This is a genomic window from Rhodanobacter sp. B2A1Ga4, from assembly GCF_018101315.1.
GTDB lineage: Bacteria > Pseudomonadota > Gammaproteobacteria > Xanthomonadales > Rhodanobacteraceae > Rhodanobacter > Rhodanobacter thiooxydans_A.
Genome location: NZ_JADBJR010000001.1, coordinates 1,144,954 through 1,163,076 on the forward strand (window position 1 = coordinate 1,144,954; position 18,123 = coordinate 1,163,076).

General features: G+C 67.3%; 18 protein-coding genes. 4 read left to right on the forward strand and 14 right to left on the reverse strand.

Going from position 1 to position 18,123, the window contains the following annotated elements:
• Positions 1-129 precede the first annotated feature (129 nt).
• From IMW82_RS05345 to IMW82_RS05375, 7 genes are all read right to left on the reverse strand, one after another.
• The gene (locus IMW82_RS05345) at positions 130-1,452 is read right to left on the reverse strand and encodes an acetylglutamate kinase (RefSeq protein WP_211004020.1); all 1,323 of its coding nucleotides are present in this window, start codon (positions 1,450-1,452) and stop codon (positions 130-132) included.
• The gene (locus tag IMW82_RS05350) at positions 1,439-2,539 is read right to left on the reverse strand and encodes an acetylornithine deacetylase (RefSeq protein WP_211004021.1); all 1,101 of its coding nucleotides are present in this window, start codon (positions 2,537-2,539) and stop codon (positions 1,439-1,441) included. Before IMW82_RS05350 ends, IMW82_RS05345 begins: the two co-directional genes overlap by 14 nt.
• Entirely contained in the window at positions 2,536-3,729 is a 1,194-nt protein-coding gene (locus tag IMW82_RS05355; protein WP_211004022.1) for an argininosuccinate synthase, read from the reverse strand. Before IMW82_RS05355 ends, IMW82_RS05350 begins: the two co-directional genes overlap by 4 nt.
• A gap of 28 nt (positions 3,730-3,757) precedes the next feature.
• Complete coding sequence (locus IMW82_RS05360; RefSeq protein ID WP_211004023.1) at positions 3,758-4,231, reverse strand: OsmC family protein; 474 nt, start codon at positions 4,229-4,231, stop codon at positions 3,758-3,760.
• Positions 4,228-4,851, reverse strand: a complete 624-nt coding sequence (locus tag IMW82_RS05365; RefSeq protein ID WP_211004024.1) for an FMN-binding negative transcriptional regulator — start codon at positions 4,849-4,851, stop codon at positions 4,228-4,230. Before IMW82_RS05365 ends, IMW82_RS05360 begins: the two co-directional genes overlap by 4 nt.
• Positions 4,852-4,858: 7 nt before the next feature.
• Positions 4,859-5,866 (reverse strand): N-acetylornithine carbamoyltransferase, encoded by a 1,008-nt coding sequence (locus tag IMW82_RS05370; protein WP_211004025.1) that lies wholly within the window; start codon positions 5,864-5,866, stop codon positions 4,859-4,861.
• 370 nt (positions 5,867-6,236) lie between these two features.
• Complete coding sequence (locus IMW82_RS05375; RefSeq protein WP_108472642.1) at positions 6,237-6,770, reverse strand: glycine zipper 2TM domain-containing protein; 534 nt, start codon at positions 6,768-6,770, stop codon at positions 6,237-6,239.
• Between the two features lie 190 nt (positions 6,771-6,960).
• Here IMW82_RS05375 and cysS point away from each other — a divergent pair, with 190 nt between their 5' ends.
• From cysS to IMW82_RS05390, 3 genes are all read left to right on the forward strand, one after another.
• Positions 6,961-8,331 (forward strand): cysteine--tRNA ligase, encoded by a 1,371-nt coding sequence (gene cysS, locus IMW82_RS05380; protein WP_211004026.1) that lies wholly within the window; start codon positions 6,961-6,963, stop codon positions 8,329-8,331.
• 64 nt (positions 8,332-8,395) lie between these two features.
• A complete protein-coding gene (locus tag IMW82_RS05385; RefSeq protein ID WP_211004027.1) occupies positions 8,396-8,830 on the forward strand; it encodes a SufE family protein in 435 nt (144 codons plus the stop codon).
• Between the two features lie 296 nt (positions 8,831-9,126).
• Positions 9,127-11,223 (forward strand): TonB-dependent siderophore receptor, encoded by a 2,097-nt coding sequence (locus tag IMW82_RS05390; protein WP_211004028.1) that lies wholly within the window; start codon positions 9,127-9,129, stop codon positions 11,221-11,223.
• Between the two features lie 111 nt (positions 11,224-11,334).
• Here IMW82_RS05390 and dksA read toward each other — a convergent pair whose 3' ends face one another.
• Entirely contained in the window at positions 11,335-11,823 is a 489-nt protein-coding gene (gene dksA / locus IMW82_RS17960) for an RNA polymerase-binding protein DksA (protein ID WP_108472522.1), read from the reverse strand.
• 841 nt (positions 11,824-12,664) lie between these two features.
• Here dksA and yidD point away from each other — a divergent pair.
• Positions 12,665-12,907, forward strand: coding sequence for a membrane protein insertion efficiency factor YidD (gene yidD, locus IMW82_RS05400; RefSeq protein ID WP_211004307.1), 243 nt, complete (start codon positions 12,665-12,667; stop codon positions 12,905-12,907).
• A 111-nt stretch (positions 12,908-13,018) separates the two neighbouring features.
• Here the strand turns inward: yidD and folE2 are convergent, their stop codons facing one another.
• The 6 genes from folE2 to IMW82_RS05430 form a co-directional block, all read right to left on the reverse strand.
• A complete protein-coding gene (gene folE2, locus IMW82_RS05405; RefSeq protein ID WP_108472521.1) occupies positions 13,019-13,966 on the reverse strand; it encodes a GTP cyclohydrolase FolE2 in 948 nt (315 codons plus the stop codon).
• A 109-nt stretch (positions 13,967-14,075) separates the two neighbouring features.
• Positions 14,076-14,930, reverse strand: a complete 855-nt coding sequence (locus IMW82_RS05410; RefSeq protein ID WP_108472520.1) for a phytoene synthase — start codon at positions 14,928-14,930, stop codon at positions 14,076-14,078.
• Complete coding sequence (gene gph, locus IMW82_RS05415) at positions 14,927-15,607, reverse strand: phosphoglycolate phosphatase (RefSeq protein ID WP_108472519.1); 681 nt, start codon at positions 15,605-15,607, stop codon at positions 14,927-14,929. The genes IMW82_RS05410 and gph overlap by 4 nt, the downstream gene beginning before the upstream one ends.
• Positions 15,604-16,308, reverse strand: a complete 705-nt coding sequence (gene ubiG, locus IMW82_RS05420) for a bifunctional 2-polyprenyl-6-hydroxyphenol methylase/3-demethylubiquinol 3-O-methyltransferase UbiG (RefSeq protein ID WP_108472639.1) — start codon at positions 16,306-16,308, stop codon at positions 15,604-15,606. Before ubiG ends, gph begins: the two co-directional genes overlap by 4 nt.
• A 163-nt stretch (positions 16,309-16,471) precedes the next feature.
• Positions 16,472-16,723, reverse strand: a complete 252-nt coding sequence (locus IMW82_RS05425) for a YciI family protein (RefSeq protein ID WP_108472518.1) — start codon at positions 16,721-16,723, stop codon at positions 16,472-16,474.
• Positions 16,724-16,736: 13 nt separating this feature from the next.
• Positions 16,737-18,068, reverse strand: coding sequence for a TRZ/ATZ family hydrolase (locus IMW82_RS05430; protein WP_108472517.1), 1,332 nt, complete (start codon positions 18,066-18,068; stop codon positions 16,737-16,739).
• Positions 18,069-18,123 lie beyond the last annotated feature (55 nt).

The window sequence follows — 18,123 nt, forward strand, 5'->3', positions numbered from 1 at the left end:
GATATTTTTGCTCCTCCCCCTGCACAGCAGGGGGAGGTCGGGAGGGGGTGGCTTTTGATCTTCCACCGAGATCAAAAGCGACCCCTCCCCCACCCTCCCCTGCTTCGCAGGGGAGGGAGTTGGTTTTGCTCAATCCACCAGCGTCGGCTGGCGTTGCGCGCAATGCGCCACGCAGCGGGCGATGGTGTCGAAGTTGCCGTCCAGGCCATACCAGAACACTTTCCAGCGCGGCTGCTTGATGCAGCCGTCCGACTCGGCGTAGTAGAAAATGTTGACCTGGTTGCCATGGCGCGAGCGCCAGAACAACTGCGGGTTTTCCTCGCGCATCACCTGCCACACCGCGCGGCCCAGGCCTTCGCCCTGCGCGTCGTCGAGCACGGCGAACTTGTCCAGGTACGGCAGGCCGCCTTCCATGGTGAGGATCATCGCGGCGCGGTAGTTCTCGCTGACGTAGATGCGGAACGGTTTCGTGCGCTCGAAATAATCCGGCACCAGGGTGCGGCCGAAGCTGGATTCGATCAGCCCGCGCATGCGCTCGCGGTCCACGCCCTCCCAGGAGCCGAAGCGCAGCACCTTCTCGCCACGCCGCACCAGAGTGCCCGAACCCTTGTGGGTGAACAGTTCCTTGGCCAGCTCGGACGGCCGGGTGATCGACACCGACGAGGTCAGCGGCAGGTCGGAAAGCAGGTCGGCGATCTGCTCGATCTTCAGGCGCATGCCGCCGTTGATCCACGGCTGCGCCATCAGGTGCTCGAACTCGGTACTGAGGTTGATCGAGTCGATCACCTTGCCCTCGCCGTCGAGCAGACCGCCGGTGCCGGTGAGGAACACGATCTTGTACGGTTGCAGTGCGCGCACCAGTTCGTTGGCGGCGATATCGGCGTTGACGTTGAGGATCTGCCCCTCGTCGGTCTCGCCCAGGCTGGCGATCACCGGGATCGAATTCGCGCGCAGGCTGGCCTCGATCGGCGCCAGGTTGATGCTCTCCACCTTGCCGACCAGCCCCAGGGTCTCGCGGTCGAGGTAGCTGGCCATGAACACGCCCGACGGCACCGCGGTGGCGCGGGTGTCCATCGACTGCAGCGCCTCGACCAGCTTCAGGTTCTGCTGCATGAATACGCGCCGCACGATGCCCAGCGCCTTCGGCGAGGTCACGCGCAGACCGCCCACCGTCTGCTTCACGATGCCGGCGGCAGCCAGCTCCTCGTCGAGTTGCGGGCCGGCGCCGTGCAGCACGATCGGGGTCAACCCCACCTGCTGCAGGAAGGTCAGCGACGAGGCCAGGTCGGCCAGCTCGTCGCGCAGCACGGCACCACCGACCTTCACCACGGCGAAGCGCTTGGCGTCCACCTCGGAGAAGCGCTTCAGGTACTGCTGGATTTCCTTCGCGCTGCCCATGCTCGAAAGCAGGCGCACGATGGTCTTGCGGGTGTTGTGCTTAGCCGTGTCCATTGTTGATGATCCGGAATATCGTTTCTGCGTAATGCTGCAATTGTTCCAGCGCGACCCACTCGTCGGCGCTATGCGCCTGCGCGATGTCGCCGGGGCCGTAGACGAAGGCGGTGTAGCCGGCGGCGGAGAACAGCGCCGCCTCGGTCCAGAAGTCCACCGCATTGCCGACCGGGATGCCCAGCTCGTCGGCGAGGTCGCGCGCAACCAGCCGGTTCGCCTCCGCGTTGGCGGTATCGCCGGCCGGCAGCGAGGCGCCACGAAACGTCTCGGCGAACTCCACCGGCTGCGGTTCCACCAGATTGCGCAAACGGATCAGCAGGTGATCCGGATTCATCGTGGGCAAGGCGCGAAAGCCGAAGCGCACTTCCGCCGTGGGCGCGATCATGTTCGCCTTGATGCCGCCCTCGACGCGGCCGATGTTGAAGCGCAGGCCGGTGAGCCCGCCGAAACGTTCGTGCGACTGCGCCGCCACGAAATCCAGCGCGGCGTTGCCCCAGCGCACGGCCTGGTGCAGCGCGCTGTCGCTGGGCTGCTGCTCGCCCGACGCATGCCCGGCGCGCCCTGCAAAACGCATCAGCACCGACTGGATGCCGCGATGCGCCAGCACCGCCTCGCCCCGGGTGGGCTCGGCCACGATCACCGCCTCATAGGGCTTCGGCGCGCGCAGGAAGCCGGCGACGCAGCGCGCATCGTTGGCCTCCTCGTCGGTCGTGAACAGCAGCGCCAGCGGGCCGTCGCTGGCCTTCGCCACTGCCAGCAGCGCGGCCGCCGCGCCCTTGATGTCGCAGGCGCCCAGGCCGATCGCGCGATCGGCGGTGATCCGCAGCGTGTGCGGATCGGCCGTCCAGGCCGGCGAATCGGGCACCGTGTCCAGATGCACGTTGAACAGGTACTTCGGTTCGCCGCGCACGGCGTGCAGCGCCACCGCGCCGGCACCGAAATCGGTCACCGTCACCGTGAAACCCGGCAGCTGCGCGCGCAGGTAGTCGAAGATGCCGCCGGTGTCGATCGCGCGCGGCGGGTTGCGCGTGTCGAAACCGACCAGCGCCGCCAGGTGTTTCAACGTGGCATCGAGCAGTGCGCTCATCCGCGGTTGACCTCGGCCCACAGCGTGCTGCTCATGCCGAACAGCTTGATGAAGCCCTCGGCTTCCTCGACGCCCCAGTCGGCCGACTGCGCGTAGGTGGCACCCTTGGCGTTGAGGATGTGCTTGGACTCCACCGCCACCGCGCCGACGCTGCCGCCGTTCGTCTCCAGCGTCACCGTGCCGTTGACGGTGGACTGGCTGGAGGCCAGGAACGCTTCCAGGTCGGTCTTCAGCGGATCGTGGAAGAAGCCTTCGTAGACCAGCTCCACCCATTTGCGCGCCACTTCCGGCTTGAAGCGGTTCTGCTGCTTGCTGAGCACCGCCTCTTCCAGCGCGCGATGCGCCGCGAGCAGCGCAGTCAGGCCCGGCGCCTCGAAGATGATGCGGCCTTTCAGTCCGATGGTGGTGTCGCCGGTGTAGAGGCCGCGGCCCACGCCATAGGCGGCGAACAGGCCGTTCAACTTCGCCAGCATCGTGTGCCCGGCGATCTTTTCGCCGTCCAGCGTCACCGCCTCGCCGTTGACGAAGCCGATCTTCACCTGCAGCGGCTTGGACGGCCATTCGGCGCGCGGCTTGCACCAGCCCACCGCGCCGGCGCCGGGCGCCTGCCACTGGTCGATCTCGCCGCCGGACATGGTCAGCCCGAGCAGGTTCTCGTTGATGGTGTAGGCCTGCTGCTTGGCGCGCACGCCGAAGCCGCGGTCCTCCAGGTACTTCTGCTCGTAGGCGCGCGTCTGCGTGTGTTCCTTCTGGATCTCGCGGATCGGCGCCACGATCTGGTAGTCGCCCAGCGCCTTCACCGCCAGGTCGAAGCGCACCTGGTCGTTGCCCATGCCGGTGCAGCCGTGCGCGATCGCCTTCGTGCCCAGTTCGGCGGCGCGCTTCAGCGCGGCTTCGACGATCAGGTAGCGGTCGGACACCAGCAACGGGTACTGGCCCTGGTAGCCTTCGCCGGCCCATACGAACGGCTTGACGAAGCCCGCCCAGATCGCCGGGCCGCCGTCGACCGTGACATGGCTGGCCACGCCCAGTTCCTTCGCGCGGTTCTCGATGAAGGCGCGCTCCTCGGCATCGACACCGCCGGTGTCGGCGAACACGGTGTGCACGGCCCAGCCGCGCTCCTGCAGATAAGGCACGCAGAAGCTGGTGTCGAGGCCGCCGGAGAAGGCGAGGACGATGTCTTTGCTCATGGCTTGCAGATCCTGGAAAGAAGTTGGGTCAGGCGGATTCGACAACGATGCGCGGCTCGCAGCGCACCGGGAAATTTACGGAATTGGCGATGAAGCAGGCGTGGTGCGCGGTTTCGTGCGCCGCCTCGGCCCTGGCCGGATCGCTGGCGGCGCTGATCGTCACCACCGGGTGCAGCACCACTTCGGCGAAGCGGCCGCCATCGCCTTCGGCGACCATCGTGCCTTCGGCGGCGTCGGTGTAGGCCGTCACCACCACGCCGGCTACGGTGGCCATGTGCAGGTAGGACAACATGTGACAGGTCGACAGCGCGGTCACCAGCATGTCCTCCGGATTGTGCCGGGTGGCGTCGCCGCGGAACGACGGATCGGACGAGCCGGCCAGCTCGGCTTTCCCCGCGATGCGGATCACATGGTCGCGGCTGTAGTTGCGATAGCCGTCCGTGCCCGTGCCGAGGTTGCCGGTCCACTCCACGTCGACGCGATAACGATGCTGATGGTTCACGGTGCCGACTCCTGCTGGCTGGACATCAGTGTGGCAAGTTCCGCGTCGCCATCGCCGTCGCGCTCGCGCAGGCCGGCGATCACGCCGGCACGGTTGCGCGCGGGATGGTTCTGGCTCAGCTTGAACTTGCCCTCGACGCGCTCGATCGCGACTTCGAGGCCGACGATCGCGCGCAGCGACTTCTCGATATGGTCGTCCGGCGCATCGGTGATCTTCCACGGCTGCGGCTGGCCGGCCTCATGGTGATCGGTCAAGGTTTCCAGCAGGCGACGCAGCCAGGCCGCGTCGTCGACCACCCGCAGGCGGCCATGCACATGCACCACCGCGTAGTTCCAGGTCGGCACCTCGCGCCCGGTCTCGTGCTTGCTTGGGTACCAGTTCGGGCTGATGTAACCGTCCGGCCCCTGGAAAATCAGGAGCACCCCGGCACCATCCATCCGTGCCAGTTCGTTGCCGCGCGCGACATGGCCATGCAGCGCGCCATCGACCAACTCGAACGGCAGGTGATTGGCAACAAGGCCGCCCGCCGCATTCGCCACCACAGTGGCGAACGGATAGTCATGCATCAGCCCATGCAGGGCATCAATCCGGGTTTCCTCGAAATGCCTTGGCGTGTACATGGCTGGCTCAGCCCTGCCCGATCAGCGACGCCATCACCGCCTTCTGCACGTGCAGGCGGTTCTCTGCCTCGTCGACGGCGATGCAGTACGGCGCGTCCATCACCGCGTCGGTGGCCTTGACGTTGCGGCGCAGTGGCAGGCAGTGGCTGAACAGGCCATGGTTGGTCAGCGCCATCTTCGCCTCGTCGACGATGAAATGCTTGCTGGCTTCGCGCACGGGCTTCTCCTGCTCCCACTTGCCGAAGAACGGCAGCGCACCCCAGCTCTTGGCGTAGACCACGTCGGCTCCGGCGTAGGCTTCCTCGATGTTGTGGCTGACCTTCAGCGAGCCGCCGTTCTCCTTCGCGTTCTGGTAGCCGAACTGCATGTAGCGCTCGTCCAGCACGTAGTCCGGCGTGGGGCACAGCAGGGTCACGTCCATGCCCATCTTGGTGGCGATCAGCAACGCGGAATTCGCCACCGCGGTGTTCAGCGGCTTCGGATGATAGGTCCAGGTCAGCACGTATTTCTTCTTCGTGAGGTCACCCAGGTGCTCCTTCAGCGCCAGCGCGTGGGCCAGCTCCTGGCAGGGGTGGGTGATCGTCTCCATGTTGATCACCGGCACCGTGGCGTACTGCGCGAAGGCCTTGATCACCTTGTCCTGCCGGTCCACCGCCCAGTCCTGGAACTTCGGGAACGCGCGCACCGCGATCAGGTCGACGTAGCGCGAAAGCACCCGCGCCACCTCGGCGATGTGCTCCTCGGTGTCGCCGTCCATCACGCTGCCGACCTCGAACTCGATCGGCCACGCGTCCTTGCCCGGCGACAGCACGATCGCATGCCCGCCGAGGTGGAACGCGCCCAGCTCGAAGCTGGTACGGGTGCGCATCGACGGATTGAAGAACAGCAGCGCGATGGATTTGCCAGCCAGTTGCTGGCCGCGCGGTGAGCGCTTGAACGCGGCGGCCTGCTCCAGCAGTGCGTCGATCTCGGCGCGGCTGTAATCCTGGGTGGTGATGAAGTGGCGAATGGTCATGGAGTCAGGCCCTTGCTCTTCTTTGACTGGATCCGGCCATGGATGCCGGAATTTAGTGGATGTACCCGCGTGAAAAACCAACAAAAAACCCGGCGCGATGGCCGGGTTTTTCGTCGATGCACAAGAAACGCGTGCGACTGCCTACCCGGCCGAATATCCATCCAGCGGTCGGCGCGCACGCGACGTCATGCCAGCAGCCGCGCGGGCGCTGGTCAGTACGGTGGCGGTATAGACGGCTGAAGACATGCAGATTCCAGGTGACGAGTGCACATGATGGCGGCAATTTCGCTGCCATGCAACAAAAAAATCAGATCCGGAAACGACAGTGCCGTCCACCGGTGGGCGGCACTGCTGAGCGGCGAGGGCGTCCTCAGTCGGCCGGGTCGACCCTGACGCGTACGCGCAGGCGCTCGCCCGGGTCGTAGCTCAGGCGCGAGGTGTAGACCTCGCCGCGGTAGCGGTATTCCACGTCGTAGCCGATGATCCGGCGCTGCTCGCTGACCGAGTTGACCTGGCGGCAGTCGGTCTGGGTGCTCTCGTATTCGCTGCCACGGCTGGACACCCGGTTGCCCACCGCGCCGCCAGCCACGGCACCAACGACGGTGGCGGCCTTGCGCCCGTCACCCTTGCCCACGGTGTTGCCCAGCACGCCGCCGATCACGGCACCCAGCACCGTACCGGCCGTGCTGTTGCCACCCTCGCGACGCACCACCGGCTGCTCGTAGCATTCCTGCCGTGGCACTTCGGTGCGGGTAACGCCTTGCACCGGGTCGGCCCGCAGCACGTCGGCCCAGCCGTAGTGGGTGTTGTCATCGGCATTGGCATTGGCGTAACGCCCATCCTGGGCGTAGGCGCCTGTGGCCATCACGGCGAGTACCAGTGCGGAAAGCCATGGCTTGGTCATGGCGACCTCCAAAAATTCAGGACTGCGGGCGCGCTTGCGCGCGTACTGGCAGCATTCCAGCAAATTAACGCTGAATACACGCTTAGAACCCGCCCTGGCAGGGCTTGCAGGACTCGGCTACTTACACCTTGTTAAGATGCCGGGCTGGCTGCGCCCTGCCCTGCGCAGCCCCAAGCCGCGGATTCCATCGATGCCGATATCGCTCTACAACAGCCTGACCCGCCGCACCGAACCGTTCGCCCCGCTCGACCCCGAGCGCGTGACGATGTACCTGTGTGGCCCCACCGTCTACAACTACGTGCATATCGGCAACGCGCGCGGGCCGGTGGTGTTCGACGTGCTGGTGCGCCTGCTGCGCCGGCATTACCCGCAGGTGCGGTACGCCCGCAACATCACCGACGTCGACGACAAGATCAACACTGCCGCTCAGCAACAGGGTGTGCCGATCGGTGCGATCACCGAACGCTTCGCGCAGGCGTACCGTGAGGACATGGCCGGGCTCGGCGTGGCGCCGCCGGATGTCGAGCCGCACGCCACCACCCACATCGGCCCGATCATCACCATGATCGAAAATCTGCTGGACGGCGGGCACGCCTACACCGCCGAAGGCCACGTGCTGTTCGACGTCGGCTCGTTCCCGGCCTACGGCGAGCTGTCCGGTCGCGACCCTGAGGAACTGATCGCCGGTGCCCGCGTCGAGGTGGCACCGTACAAGCGCAACGCCGGCGATTTCGTGCTGTGGAAACCATCCACGCCCGAACTGCCCGGCTGGGACAGCCCGTGGGGCCGCGGCCGTCCGGGCTGGCACATCGAGTGTTCGGCGATGAGCGCGGCGCACTTGGGCGACACCATCGACATCCATGCCGGCGGCATCGACCTGCTGTTCCCGCACCACGAGAACGAGATCGCCCAGTCCACCTGCGCGCACGGCGGCAAGGTGTTCGCGCGCTGGTGGATGCACAACGGCATGCTCACCTTCGATGGCCGCAAGATGTCCAAGTCGCTGGGTAACGTGCTGCTGGTGCATGAGCTGCTGCAGCTGTACCCGCCCGAGGCACTGCGCCTGCGCCTGCTGAGCGGCCACTACCGGCAGCCGCTGGACTGGTCGGAAGCCGCAATCACCCAGGCAGGCAGCACGCTGGACGGCTGGTATCGCGTGCTGCGCGACCTGGCCGCGGTCGAGCTGCCGGCTGGCGAACTGCCGGTACCGGAGCGCATCGAGGCAGCCCTGTGCGACGACCTCAACACGCCGCAGGCGCTGGCCGAGCTGTCCGTGCTGGCGGACGCGGCGCGCCAGTCCGGCAGCGCCGAGGCGAAAGCCGACCTGCTCGGCGGCGGCGCCCTGCTTGGCCTGCTTCAGCAGGACCCGCAAGCCTGGTTCCGGCGCGGCGAGGACGCCGTCGACGCGGCTTACGTCGAGGATCTGCTGCAACAGCGCCAGGCTGCCCGCGCCGCCCGCGATTTCGCCCGCGCCGATGCGATCCGCGACGAACTGGCGGCCATGCACATCGCGATCGAGGACGGTGCCCAGGGCACGCGCTGGAGCATCGCCAAGCCGTGACGCAAATGCAGGAGCGCACCCTGCGCATTTCATTTCCCGCCCCGCCCCGCGCGATAATGAGTGTATGAACGCCACCGCCACTACCAGCGCCGAGCAGGTGCAGCAGGAGATCGCCGAGGAATTCGCCTTCCTCGGTGACTGGACTGAACGCTACCAGTACCTGATCGATCTCGGCCGGCAGCTGCCACCGCTCCCGGACGAGTACAAGACTGAGGCGTACCGCGTGCACGGCTGCCAGTCGATGGTCTGGCTGGTGCCCAGTGGCGATGCGTCGAAGATGCACTTCGAGGCGATCAGCGATTCGGCGATCGTGTCCGGCCTGATCGCCCTGGTGTTGCGTGTCTATTCCGACCGCCCCGCAGCAGAGATTCTCGCCACCGAGCCGGCCTTCATCGGCACGATCGGCCTGGCCAAGCATCTCTCGCCGACCCGCTCGAACGGTTTGGCCGCGATGCTGGCCAAGCTGAAGGGCTACGCCGCCGCGGCGGGCGGGGGCTGACCGCCGCAGCACGAAGCCGAGACGCCACGCGCCTTTCGCAGCTGCCTGCAAACCGCAACGGTGCCCGCCGCGCACCGCACGGCGTCAATTCAGTGCAGTGTTGACACTTTGCGATCAAATGAGAATAATTCTCAACATCGTTGATGACCATTCCCGGCCAGCAACGATGAAAGCGCTCCATCCGTTCGCCGCGGCCTGAGCCAGCCAGCGCCACGCCGGCCCGGCGCCATCCCTTGTGTGCTCGTCGCGTCCCCCGCGAGGGATGTGCGTGGCCCACTGCTGCCCAGGATTCCTCCATGCGCCTGCTGCCTCTCTCCCTCGCCATGCTCGCCATCCTGGGTTCGCCCCGGGCCTTTGCCGACGCTTCCGCCGACGAGGCCAAACTGCTGCCCGGCGTCAACGTGCAGGCCACGCATCCCGGCGATTACCACGTGCCGGACGCCACCAGCGCCACCAGGATCGACGCCGCCCTGCGCGACGTGCCGCAAACGGTGAACGTGGTGCCGGCCAGCGTGCTGCGCGACCAGCACGCCACGTCGATCCAGGACGCGCTGAAGAACGTGCCGGGCGTCGGCTTCTCGACCGGTGACGGCCAGCGCGACCAGGTTTCCATCCGCGGCTTCACCGCGATCGCCGACCAGTTTGTCGACGGCCTGCGCGACGACGCGTTGTACTTCCGCGACCTCTCCAACATCGAGCGCATCGAGGTGCTGAAGGGGCCGGCGTCGGTGCTGTACGGACGCGGCTCGTCGGGCGGCCTGATCAATCGCATCACCCGGCAGCCGGGCACCGACGGCGGCCAGGTCGCGCTCAGCTATGGCAGCTGGGCCGATCGCCGCGGCGAGCTGGACGTCGGCCGGCGTTTCGGCGACGCCGGCAGCGCGTGGCGACTCACCGGCGCGATCGAGGATGCCAACGGCTATCGCGACCCGCAGTTCCTCAAGCGCCGCGCCGTGGCTCCCTCGGTGCTGCTGCATCCCGGCAGCAACACCACGCTGCTGCTGCAGGCCGATTACCTGAAGGACCGCCGCGTCACCGATTTCGGCATACCGGCCTGGCACGGGCGCCCGGTCGACGTGCCGAGGGGCACCTACTACGGCGCGGCCAATGCGCGCGATGTCGACACCAGCGAGTCGACCGTGAGCTCGACCACCGCGACCCTGACCCACACCTTCAGCGACGACCTGACGCTGCGCAACGCCACGCGCTGGTACGACTACAAGCTCGACCGCAACAACACGCTGCCGGGCAGCGTCAACGAGAACGCGCGAACCGTTTCGCTCAACCGCTCCAACGTGGACCGACACGAGCACGGCTGGTTCAACCAGACCGAACTCAGCCAGCATCTGGCCGGCGACACGCTCAGCCATGAGCTGCTCTACGGCCTGGAGCTGGGGCGGCAGGACAAGGCCCAGCTCAATCGCAGCGCCAGTGGCGTGGCCATGGTCGACCTGTTCCATCCGGTGCTGCCGGTACTGCCGCTGCAGGTGGCTCGCGCGCCGGCTGCCGACAACCTCGGCATCTTCGACACCAGCGCCGTCTACCTGCAGGATCTGCTGAGCCTGGGCTCGCAGTGGAAAGCCCTGCTGGGCGTGCGCTACGACCGCTTCCGCCAACGGACGGAAAACCATCTGCCGGGCCAGCGGAACCTCGCGCGCACCGACAAGGTACTGAGTCCGCGCGTGGGCGTGGTCTGGCAGCCTTCGGCCATGCAGTCCTACTACGTGTCCTGGAGTCGTTCGTTCCAGCCGTCCGGCGAGGCGTTCGCTCTCGCGGCGAGCAATGCGGACATCGCCCCCGAGCGCACGCACAACACCGAGGTCGGGGCGAAATACGACCTGCTGGACGGGCGCGTCACCTTCAACGCCGCGATCTTCGAGCTGGAGCGCAGCGGCATCAAGGCCACCGATCCGGTCACGCAGAAAGTGCTGCCGATCGGCACGCAACGCACGCGTGGCGTCGAGCTCAGCGCTGCCGCGGACCTGACGGATGGCTGGCGCCTGCTCGCCGGCTACGCCTTGCTGGATGCACGCGTCACCCGTTCCGTGGCGATGGACGCCGGGCGCCCTGTGCAGGGCAAGCGCGCCACCCTCACTCCCCGCAACAGCGGCAACCTGTGGGTCACCCGCGCGTTCGCGGAGCACTGGCAGCTGGGCGGCGGCCTGAACCTGGTCGGTGCGCGACAGGCCAACCCGGGCAACACGGTGACCCTGCCCGGCTACGTGACCGCCGACCTCATGGCGCAGTACCGCACCGGGCCGCTCTCGCTGCAGCTCAACCTGACCAACCTGTTCGACACGCGCTACATCGTGTCCGCCCACGGCACCAGCCCGAACCTCAACCTGCCGGGCGCACCGCGTGGCGCGAACCTCACCCTGCACTACCAGTTCTAGCGTCGAGCCCGCCCGAAAAAAACAAAACCCCCGAGCCACGAGGCGCGGGGGTTTTGTTGATGGTAGATGCGGACAACGACGCCGTCCCCGGCCGCAGGGATGGCGCTTCGCTCAGTCGCCCATCTGCTTCTGCAGGTGCTCGCGACGCTCCTGCGCATCCAGCGACAGCGTGGCGATCGGGCGCGCGTCGAGGCGGTCGACGCCGATTTCCTCGTCGGTCTCCTCGCAAAAGCCGTAGCTGCCCTCCTCGATCCGGCGCAGCGCCTTGTCGATCTTGGAGATCAGCTTGCGGTAGCGGTCACGGGTGCGCAGCTCCAGCGAATTCTCGGTTTCGCGGGTGGCGCGCTCGGCCTCGTCGCCGACGTCGCGCACTTCCTCGCGCAGGTTGTCCATGGTCTGGCGCGACTCTTCCACCAGCTGGTCGCGCCAGTCACGCAGCTTGTTGCGGAAGTAGGCCAGGTGCATCGGGTTCATGTACTCCTCGCTCGGCGAGGGGTGATAACCCTTGGGCAACGTGATGTTGCTGGTGGACGGCAGCGCATATCGCCCGTCTTCGCGGGTGATGCCGTTGTCGAGTTTCTTTGCAGCGGATTTATTCATTGAGGACGACGAGTTTTTCTGATTTTTGTGGGAAGAGGCATGGCCCGCGGCGGCTGGGGCTGCGCGCGGTATCACCATGGCGGTGGCACTCGCCACCTTGCCCTTGAACAGGGCGCTGGCGGGTGCCGGGGATACGCTTTTGACGACCACCGCTGCCGGCTTGGCAACGGGTTTCGACGCCAGCCTGGCTGCTGGTTTGGCGGCCGGCGGGGTCGGCCTGGCCGTCGGCTTCGCGGCATGCTTCGCCACGTGTTTGGCCGGTGCTGCTTTTTTGGCGACCACCCTGGTCACTGGCTTCGCTGCCGGTTTCGCGGCGGCACCACTCCTGGGTTTGGTGTTCTTGACGGCAGCCTTCTTGACGGCAGCCTTCTTCACGATGGCCTTCTTCGGTACGGGCTTCTTCGCGGCGACTTTCCTGGACGCCACCTTTTTCACGGCGGCTTTCTTCACAACTACCTTCTTCACGGTGGGCTTCTTCACGGGCGACTTGGCGACGACTTTCTTGGCCGCGGGCCTGGCGACTGGCCTCCTTGCAGCGGCCTGCTTGGCGACAGCCTTTTTCGGCGCAGCCTTGCCGACACTCTTCACGATCCGCCCCCTGCCGCCAGCCGCCTTCACCTTGGCGGCCTTGATCCCTGCCGGAGACTTGCCTTTCTGCGCCTTGGCAGCGGTCGAACTACGCGTCGTTTTCGCCATATCCCTTCACCGTTTTTGGCCGTGGCGGCCGGGTGTTATAGCCCATGTGTCCTACACCAGCAAGCTCGCTTCTGGAATACTTGTACCACTACCCGCCGCAAGCCGTTCCGGCACCGTGAATGTCCTGACCCGATTGATACTGTGGATGCTGCGTTTGTACAAGCGCTGGCTCAGTCCCCTGCTTGGTCCACACTGCCGCTTCCACCCTACCTGCTCCGATTATGCACGGATTGCGGTCACCCGCTTCGGTCCGTGGCGCGGCAGCCTGCTGACCAGCTGGCGGCTGCTGCGCTGCCAGCCGTTGTGCGATGGTGGCGAGGATCCGGTGCCCGAACACTTTCATTTTTCCCGCTGTCGCCACCGCGGAGATTCCCCCGAGGCACATTGACCGTTCTGGAATGCGGACCCGTCGCCACAAGGCCGCCGCCCCTGTCTCGCGTGAAACGCGGTTACCTCGGGATGGTCGCCAACGCCGGGCCGGCGCAAGGGGTAGCGATGGTCACGGCGTGGAGCCGTAGCCGCCTTCCACGCCCTTGCTCGCGTATGCCACCGCGTCGTGCGGGTGCAGGCTTTCCTGGTGCTCGACGCGGATGTGGAAGTCACCCAGCGCGGCATCGGCGTCGAGCGCCTTCTGAATGCGCCGGGCGGCATCCTCGCAGAACATCAGGTTGCCGCCGTTGGCCAGCGCGAAAGCCTGCTCGTCCTCTCGCTTCACCGCGGTCTGCACCGGTGTGCCGAGCGCACGCTCGACGCAGTCGACCAGGCCGATCAGGTGGAAGCCCGCGCCGATCACCGGGCGGATGCGCAGCCGCGCCACGCTGCGCTGGGCATGCGGCGTGGCGACGATGCCTTTCTCGCTGCCGAGCCAGGCCAGCACCGCCGCGTGGTCGAGCGGCTTGCCGGCGTCGAAGTCGCTGGCAAACTGGTCCTGGATCAGCTGGCGCGACAACGCGGCGGAAGCCGGGCAAGTGGAGGAATAGACCACCTCGGTGCCGAACTCGAGCAGGAACTCGTCACCGGTGAGGCTGGCCTCGATGCACACCGGGTACGCGCGCCAGCCGCTGTTGGCGCTTTTCAGCGCGGGGCGGCGCACCAGGTGTTCGAAATGGATGCTGAGGCAGGCGCGGTCGGACAGATCCTTGTGCGATTCGAGGAAACCGCGCAGCAGTGCATGCAGCATCGGCGCATTCAGCGTCTGCGTGCTCAGCGCCTGTTCGACCTGCAGGTACAGCCGCGACATGTGGATGCCGCGCTTGTCCGGCCGGTTGAGGTTGACGAAGGCGCCGACCCGGGCGCTGGAACGCTGCGGCTGGCCATCGCCGGCGTCGAACAACACCGGCACCTGGATGTCGGCCATGCCGACCCAGTCCAGCGCACCGGCAAGATGCGGCTGCGCGTGCACGGCGACATCGGGCAACAGGCGGGCGGTATTTTCCTGGTTCGGCATGGCGGGGAATCCTGGCATCGGCGAGCGGTCGCCGTGAAGCAGACAATCTTGGGGCAGGCAGGCGGCCGCGCAATAGTGGCGCGATGGAAACGCTGCGTCCGTGGCCGTTTTACGCCACGTGGCGGCGCCATGCACGCGCGGCCTGCCAGGCCTGCAGTGCGGTGGTCAGCGCGGTACGCGACTGGCCGGCCTGCAGCACCGCCAGCGCGTCGGCGGCGCGCGCCGCACGGCGCGCCAGGCTGCTGGCGTGGCGCGACTCCAGCGCGCGGAATACGCTGAGCGGCCCGGCCAGCGTGGCCGACTCCTGCCAGCTGGCCAGCAGGTCGTCCAGTTGCGCCTTGATCGCCTGCTGCCGCGCCGCGCCGTGGCTGCGCAATTGCACGCGGCTCAGGCCATGCCGCGCCAGCCGCGCCATCGGCAGCGGCAGGCGATCGCGCTCGACATCCTGCTGCAGCCGCAGCAGCGCATACAGCAGGTGGTTCAATACGGCGACCCGCGATGCCCGTGCCGGCGACGCATCAGTGCCATACCACCAGGCGGTTTCCAGTGCGGCCAGCGCACCGTGCAGCGGCAACGCTGCCTCGATCTGCGCGGGGAAGTCGGTGGCAGTGCCCTGCTCCAGTTGCGCCATCGCAGCCAGCACCGGCGCCAGCCACAGCTCGCTGGCGATGGCATGCGCGCGCTCGTCGTCGAACAGCACCTGGCTCAATGGATGGCGCCCGCCGCTGGCTGGCGCGCCGGCCAGTTCCTCGGCCCACCAGTTGAGCTTGGCGGTGGCCACCTGCGGCTCGCGGATGCCATAGGCAGCGCCGAGCAGTTCCTGCTCCAGCGCGGCCAGCGCGATGTGGCCGGGGTAACGCCGGCCATCGACGAAGGCCAGCGCCACGCGCTGCTGTGGCTGCACCGCCAGCCACTTGTCGATGAAGCCCTGCAGCACCGCGTTCTGTTCGACCAGTTCGATCATGCCGGTACCGGTTGCAATTGCAGCAGTTCGGCCAGCTCGGCCGGGTGATCCAGCACAGCATCGGCGCCCCAAGTGTGCGGATCGCCGCCATCGAGGTAGCCCCAGCTCACCGCCACCGTGTACAGGCCGGCGGCCGCCCCGGCCTGCACGTCGCGGCGGTCGTCGCCGACGAACAGGCTGTGCGCGGGCGCCACGCCGGCGCGTTCGCAGGCCAGCAGCACCGGTGCCGGATCGGGCTTCTTCACCGCCAGGGTATCGCCGCAGACCACGGCGCCAGCGCGCCCGGCCCAGCCGATGCGGGCAACCAGTTCGTCGGTAAGGAAACCCGCCTTGTTGGTGACGATGCCCCAGCGCAGGCCGTGCGCCTCGATCCGCGCCAGCAACTCGTCGACGCCGTCGAACGCGTGCGTCTGCTGTGCCATCACGTCCTGGTACAGCTGCAGGTAGCGCGGCACCAGCGCTTCCAGCGCAGGCTCGCCGCGATCGGCAAACGCGCAGCGCAGCACCGCACGCGCACCGCGCGAGACTACCTCGCGCACCGGTGCGTACGGTGGCGGCGGCACACCCTCTTCCGCACACTGCGCCTGCAGGGCTGCGTACAGGTCGGGCGCGCTGTCGAGCAAGGTGCCGTCCAGGTCGAACAACACGCCCTGGATGTTTCCGGGCAAGGGCTTCATGTCGGTTTGTGTGCGCTGAGCACGTAGTTGACCGCGGTGATCGAACTCAACCGGGCCTTGCGGTTGAGCGGGTTGTAGGCCAACCCGGAGACGTCTTCCAGCTCCAGCCCGGCGTGGCGCAGCAGGCGGCCCAGCTCAGACGGCTTGAGGAACTGCGCGTAGTGATGGGTGCCGCGCGGCAGCAGGCGCATCACGTATTCCGCACCCACGATCGCCGCGCCGAACGCGGCCGGCGTGCGGTTGAGGGTGGACATGAACAGCCGCCCGCCCGGCTTCAGCATCGCAGCCAGGTCGTTCACCAGCGCTGCCGGGTCGGGTACGTGCTCGATCAGTTCCATGCAGCACACCGCGTCGAAAACTCCCGGCTCGGTCGCCGCCAACTCTGCGGAGGACTGCACGCGGTAGTCGACACTGAGGTCGGATTCATGCAGGTGCAGTTTCGCGACCTCGATCACCTTGTCACCCAGGTCGATGCCGGTGACCTTCGCGCCGGCACGCGCCAGCGCCTCGCTGAGCAGGCCGCCGCCGCAACCGACGTCGGCAACCTTCGCCCCGCGCAGCTCGATGCGCGCCGCGACATAGGCCACGCGCACCGGATTGAGGTCGTGCAGCGGACGCGACTCGCCGTCGGGGTCCCACCAGCGCGCCGCCAGGCTGTCGAAGCGGGCGATTTCCTCGGGGTTGACGTTGGCGGCGATCATGTTCGAGTCCACGGTGAGTACATGAGTTTATTGAAAGTGCGGCCATGGATGGCCGCCGCCTGATTTTCGCACTCTATTGACGAGCACAAGCCTCTTTGATTGAAGAGTGCGGCCAAGGATGGCCGTCTTTTGATCTCTAGCGCTCACGGATGAGCGCAAAAGTTCATGTCTGCCACTCGTACACCGTGATGTCCCAGCCGCCGCTGACGTGGGCCGGGTCGTTCTGCACGATCGCGGTCGCCTCGGCGAGGTCGGCCGCGTGCAGCAGGTAGGCGCCGCCGGACTTGTCGCTGAAGCCGCCGGAGAGTTCCACCCGGCCGTCTGCACGCAAGCCTTGCAGGAACGCCAGGTGCAGCGGCACCACGGCCGGGTCGAGGTGTGGCCGGCGGATCAGCAGGATCAGGTAACGGTTCATCGGGGACTTCGGTTCAGGCCGCGGCGATGCGTTCACGCCAGGCGCGCGTGCGCTCGAGGATCGCGGCAGTATCCATGCCGACCAGCTCGCGCCCGGCCAGTTTGCGCCTGCCGGCGATCCACACGTCGCTGACCTGGTGGCGGCCGGTGGCGTAGACCAGCTGCGAGATCACGTGGAACAGCGGCTGGGTCTCCAGGTCGCTCAAGCGCACGGCGGCGAAATCGGCCTGCTTGCCCACCTCGATCGAGCCGATCCTCGCCTCCAACCCGATCGCCTTCGCGCCGTTGAGCGTGGCCGCGCGCAGCGCAAACGCCGCGTCGAATGCGGCCGCATCGCCAGCCACCGCCTTGGCCAGCAGCGCGGCGGTGCGCATCTCGCCGAACATGTCCAGGTCGTTGTTGGAGGCGCAGCCGTCGGTGCCCAGCGCCACGTTGACGCCGGCCAGGCGCAGCTTCTCCGCCGGGCAGAAGCCGGAGGCCAGCTTCAGGTTGGACTCCGGGCAATGCACCACCGACACGCCGGCAGCGGCGCAGGCAGCGATCTCGCCGTCGGTCAGCTGGGTCATGTGCACGGCGATCAGGCGGTCGTTGACCAGGCCCAGCTTCTGCAGCCGCTGGAACGGGCGCAGCCCGCTCCTGGCCTTCTCGTCCTCGACTTCGTGCGCGGTCTCGTGCGTATGCAGGTGCACCGGGATGTCGAGCTGGTCGGACAGCACGCGGATGCGCTCGAAGCTCTCGTCCGACACGGTATACGGCGCATGCGGCGCAAACGCGGTGCTGATCAGGTGGTCGCCGCGGAAGCTGTCGTGCACCGCGCCGGCACGCTCGAAGTATTCGTCCTGGGTCTTCGCCCACGCGGTGGGGAACTCGATCACCGGCAGACCGACCACCGCGCGGAAACCCAGCTTGCGGTAGGTGGCGCCGATCACGTCGGGGAAGAAGTAGTTCTCGTTGGCGCAGGTGGTGCCGCCGCGCAGCATCTCGGCCACCGCCAGCTCGACGCCGTCGCGCACGAACTCGGTGCCCATCACCTTCGCCTCGGCCGGCCAGATGTGCTGCTGCAGCCACACCATCAGCGGCAGGTCGTCGGCGAGGCCGCGCAGCAGGGTCATCGGGTTGTGCGTGTGGCTGTTGACCAGGCCGGGGATCAGCGCGTGCTCGCCCAGTTCGACGCGCTCGCGCGGCGCGTAGGCGAGCCGCGCGTCGGCGATCGGCAGCACGGCCACGACGCGCTCGTCCTGCACCACCACCGCATGGTTCTCCAGCACCACCGCATGCGGCTCGACCGGCACGACCCAGCGTGCCTCGATCATCAGGTCGACGGGCTGTGGGGGCATCTGGCTCATCGCTCACTCACTCTGCAAAGGTATGGATACGAGATGGGGCGGCACGCCTTGCGGC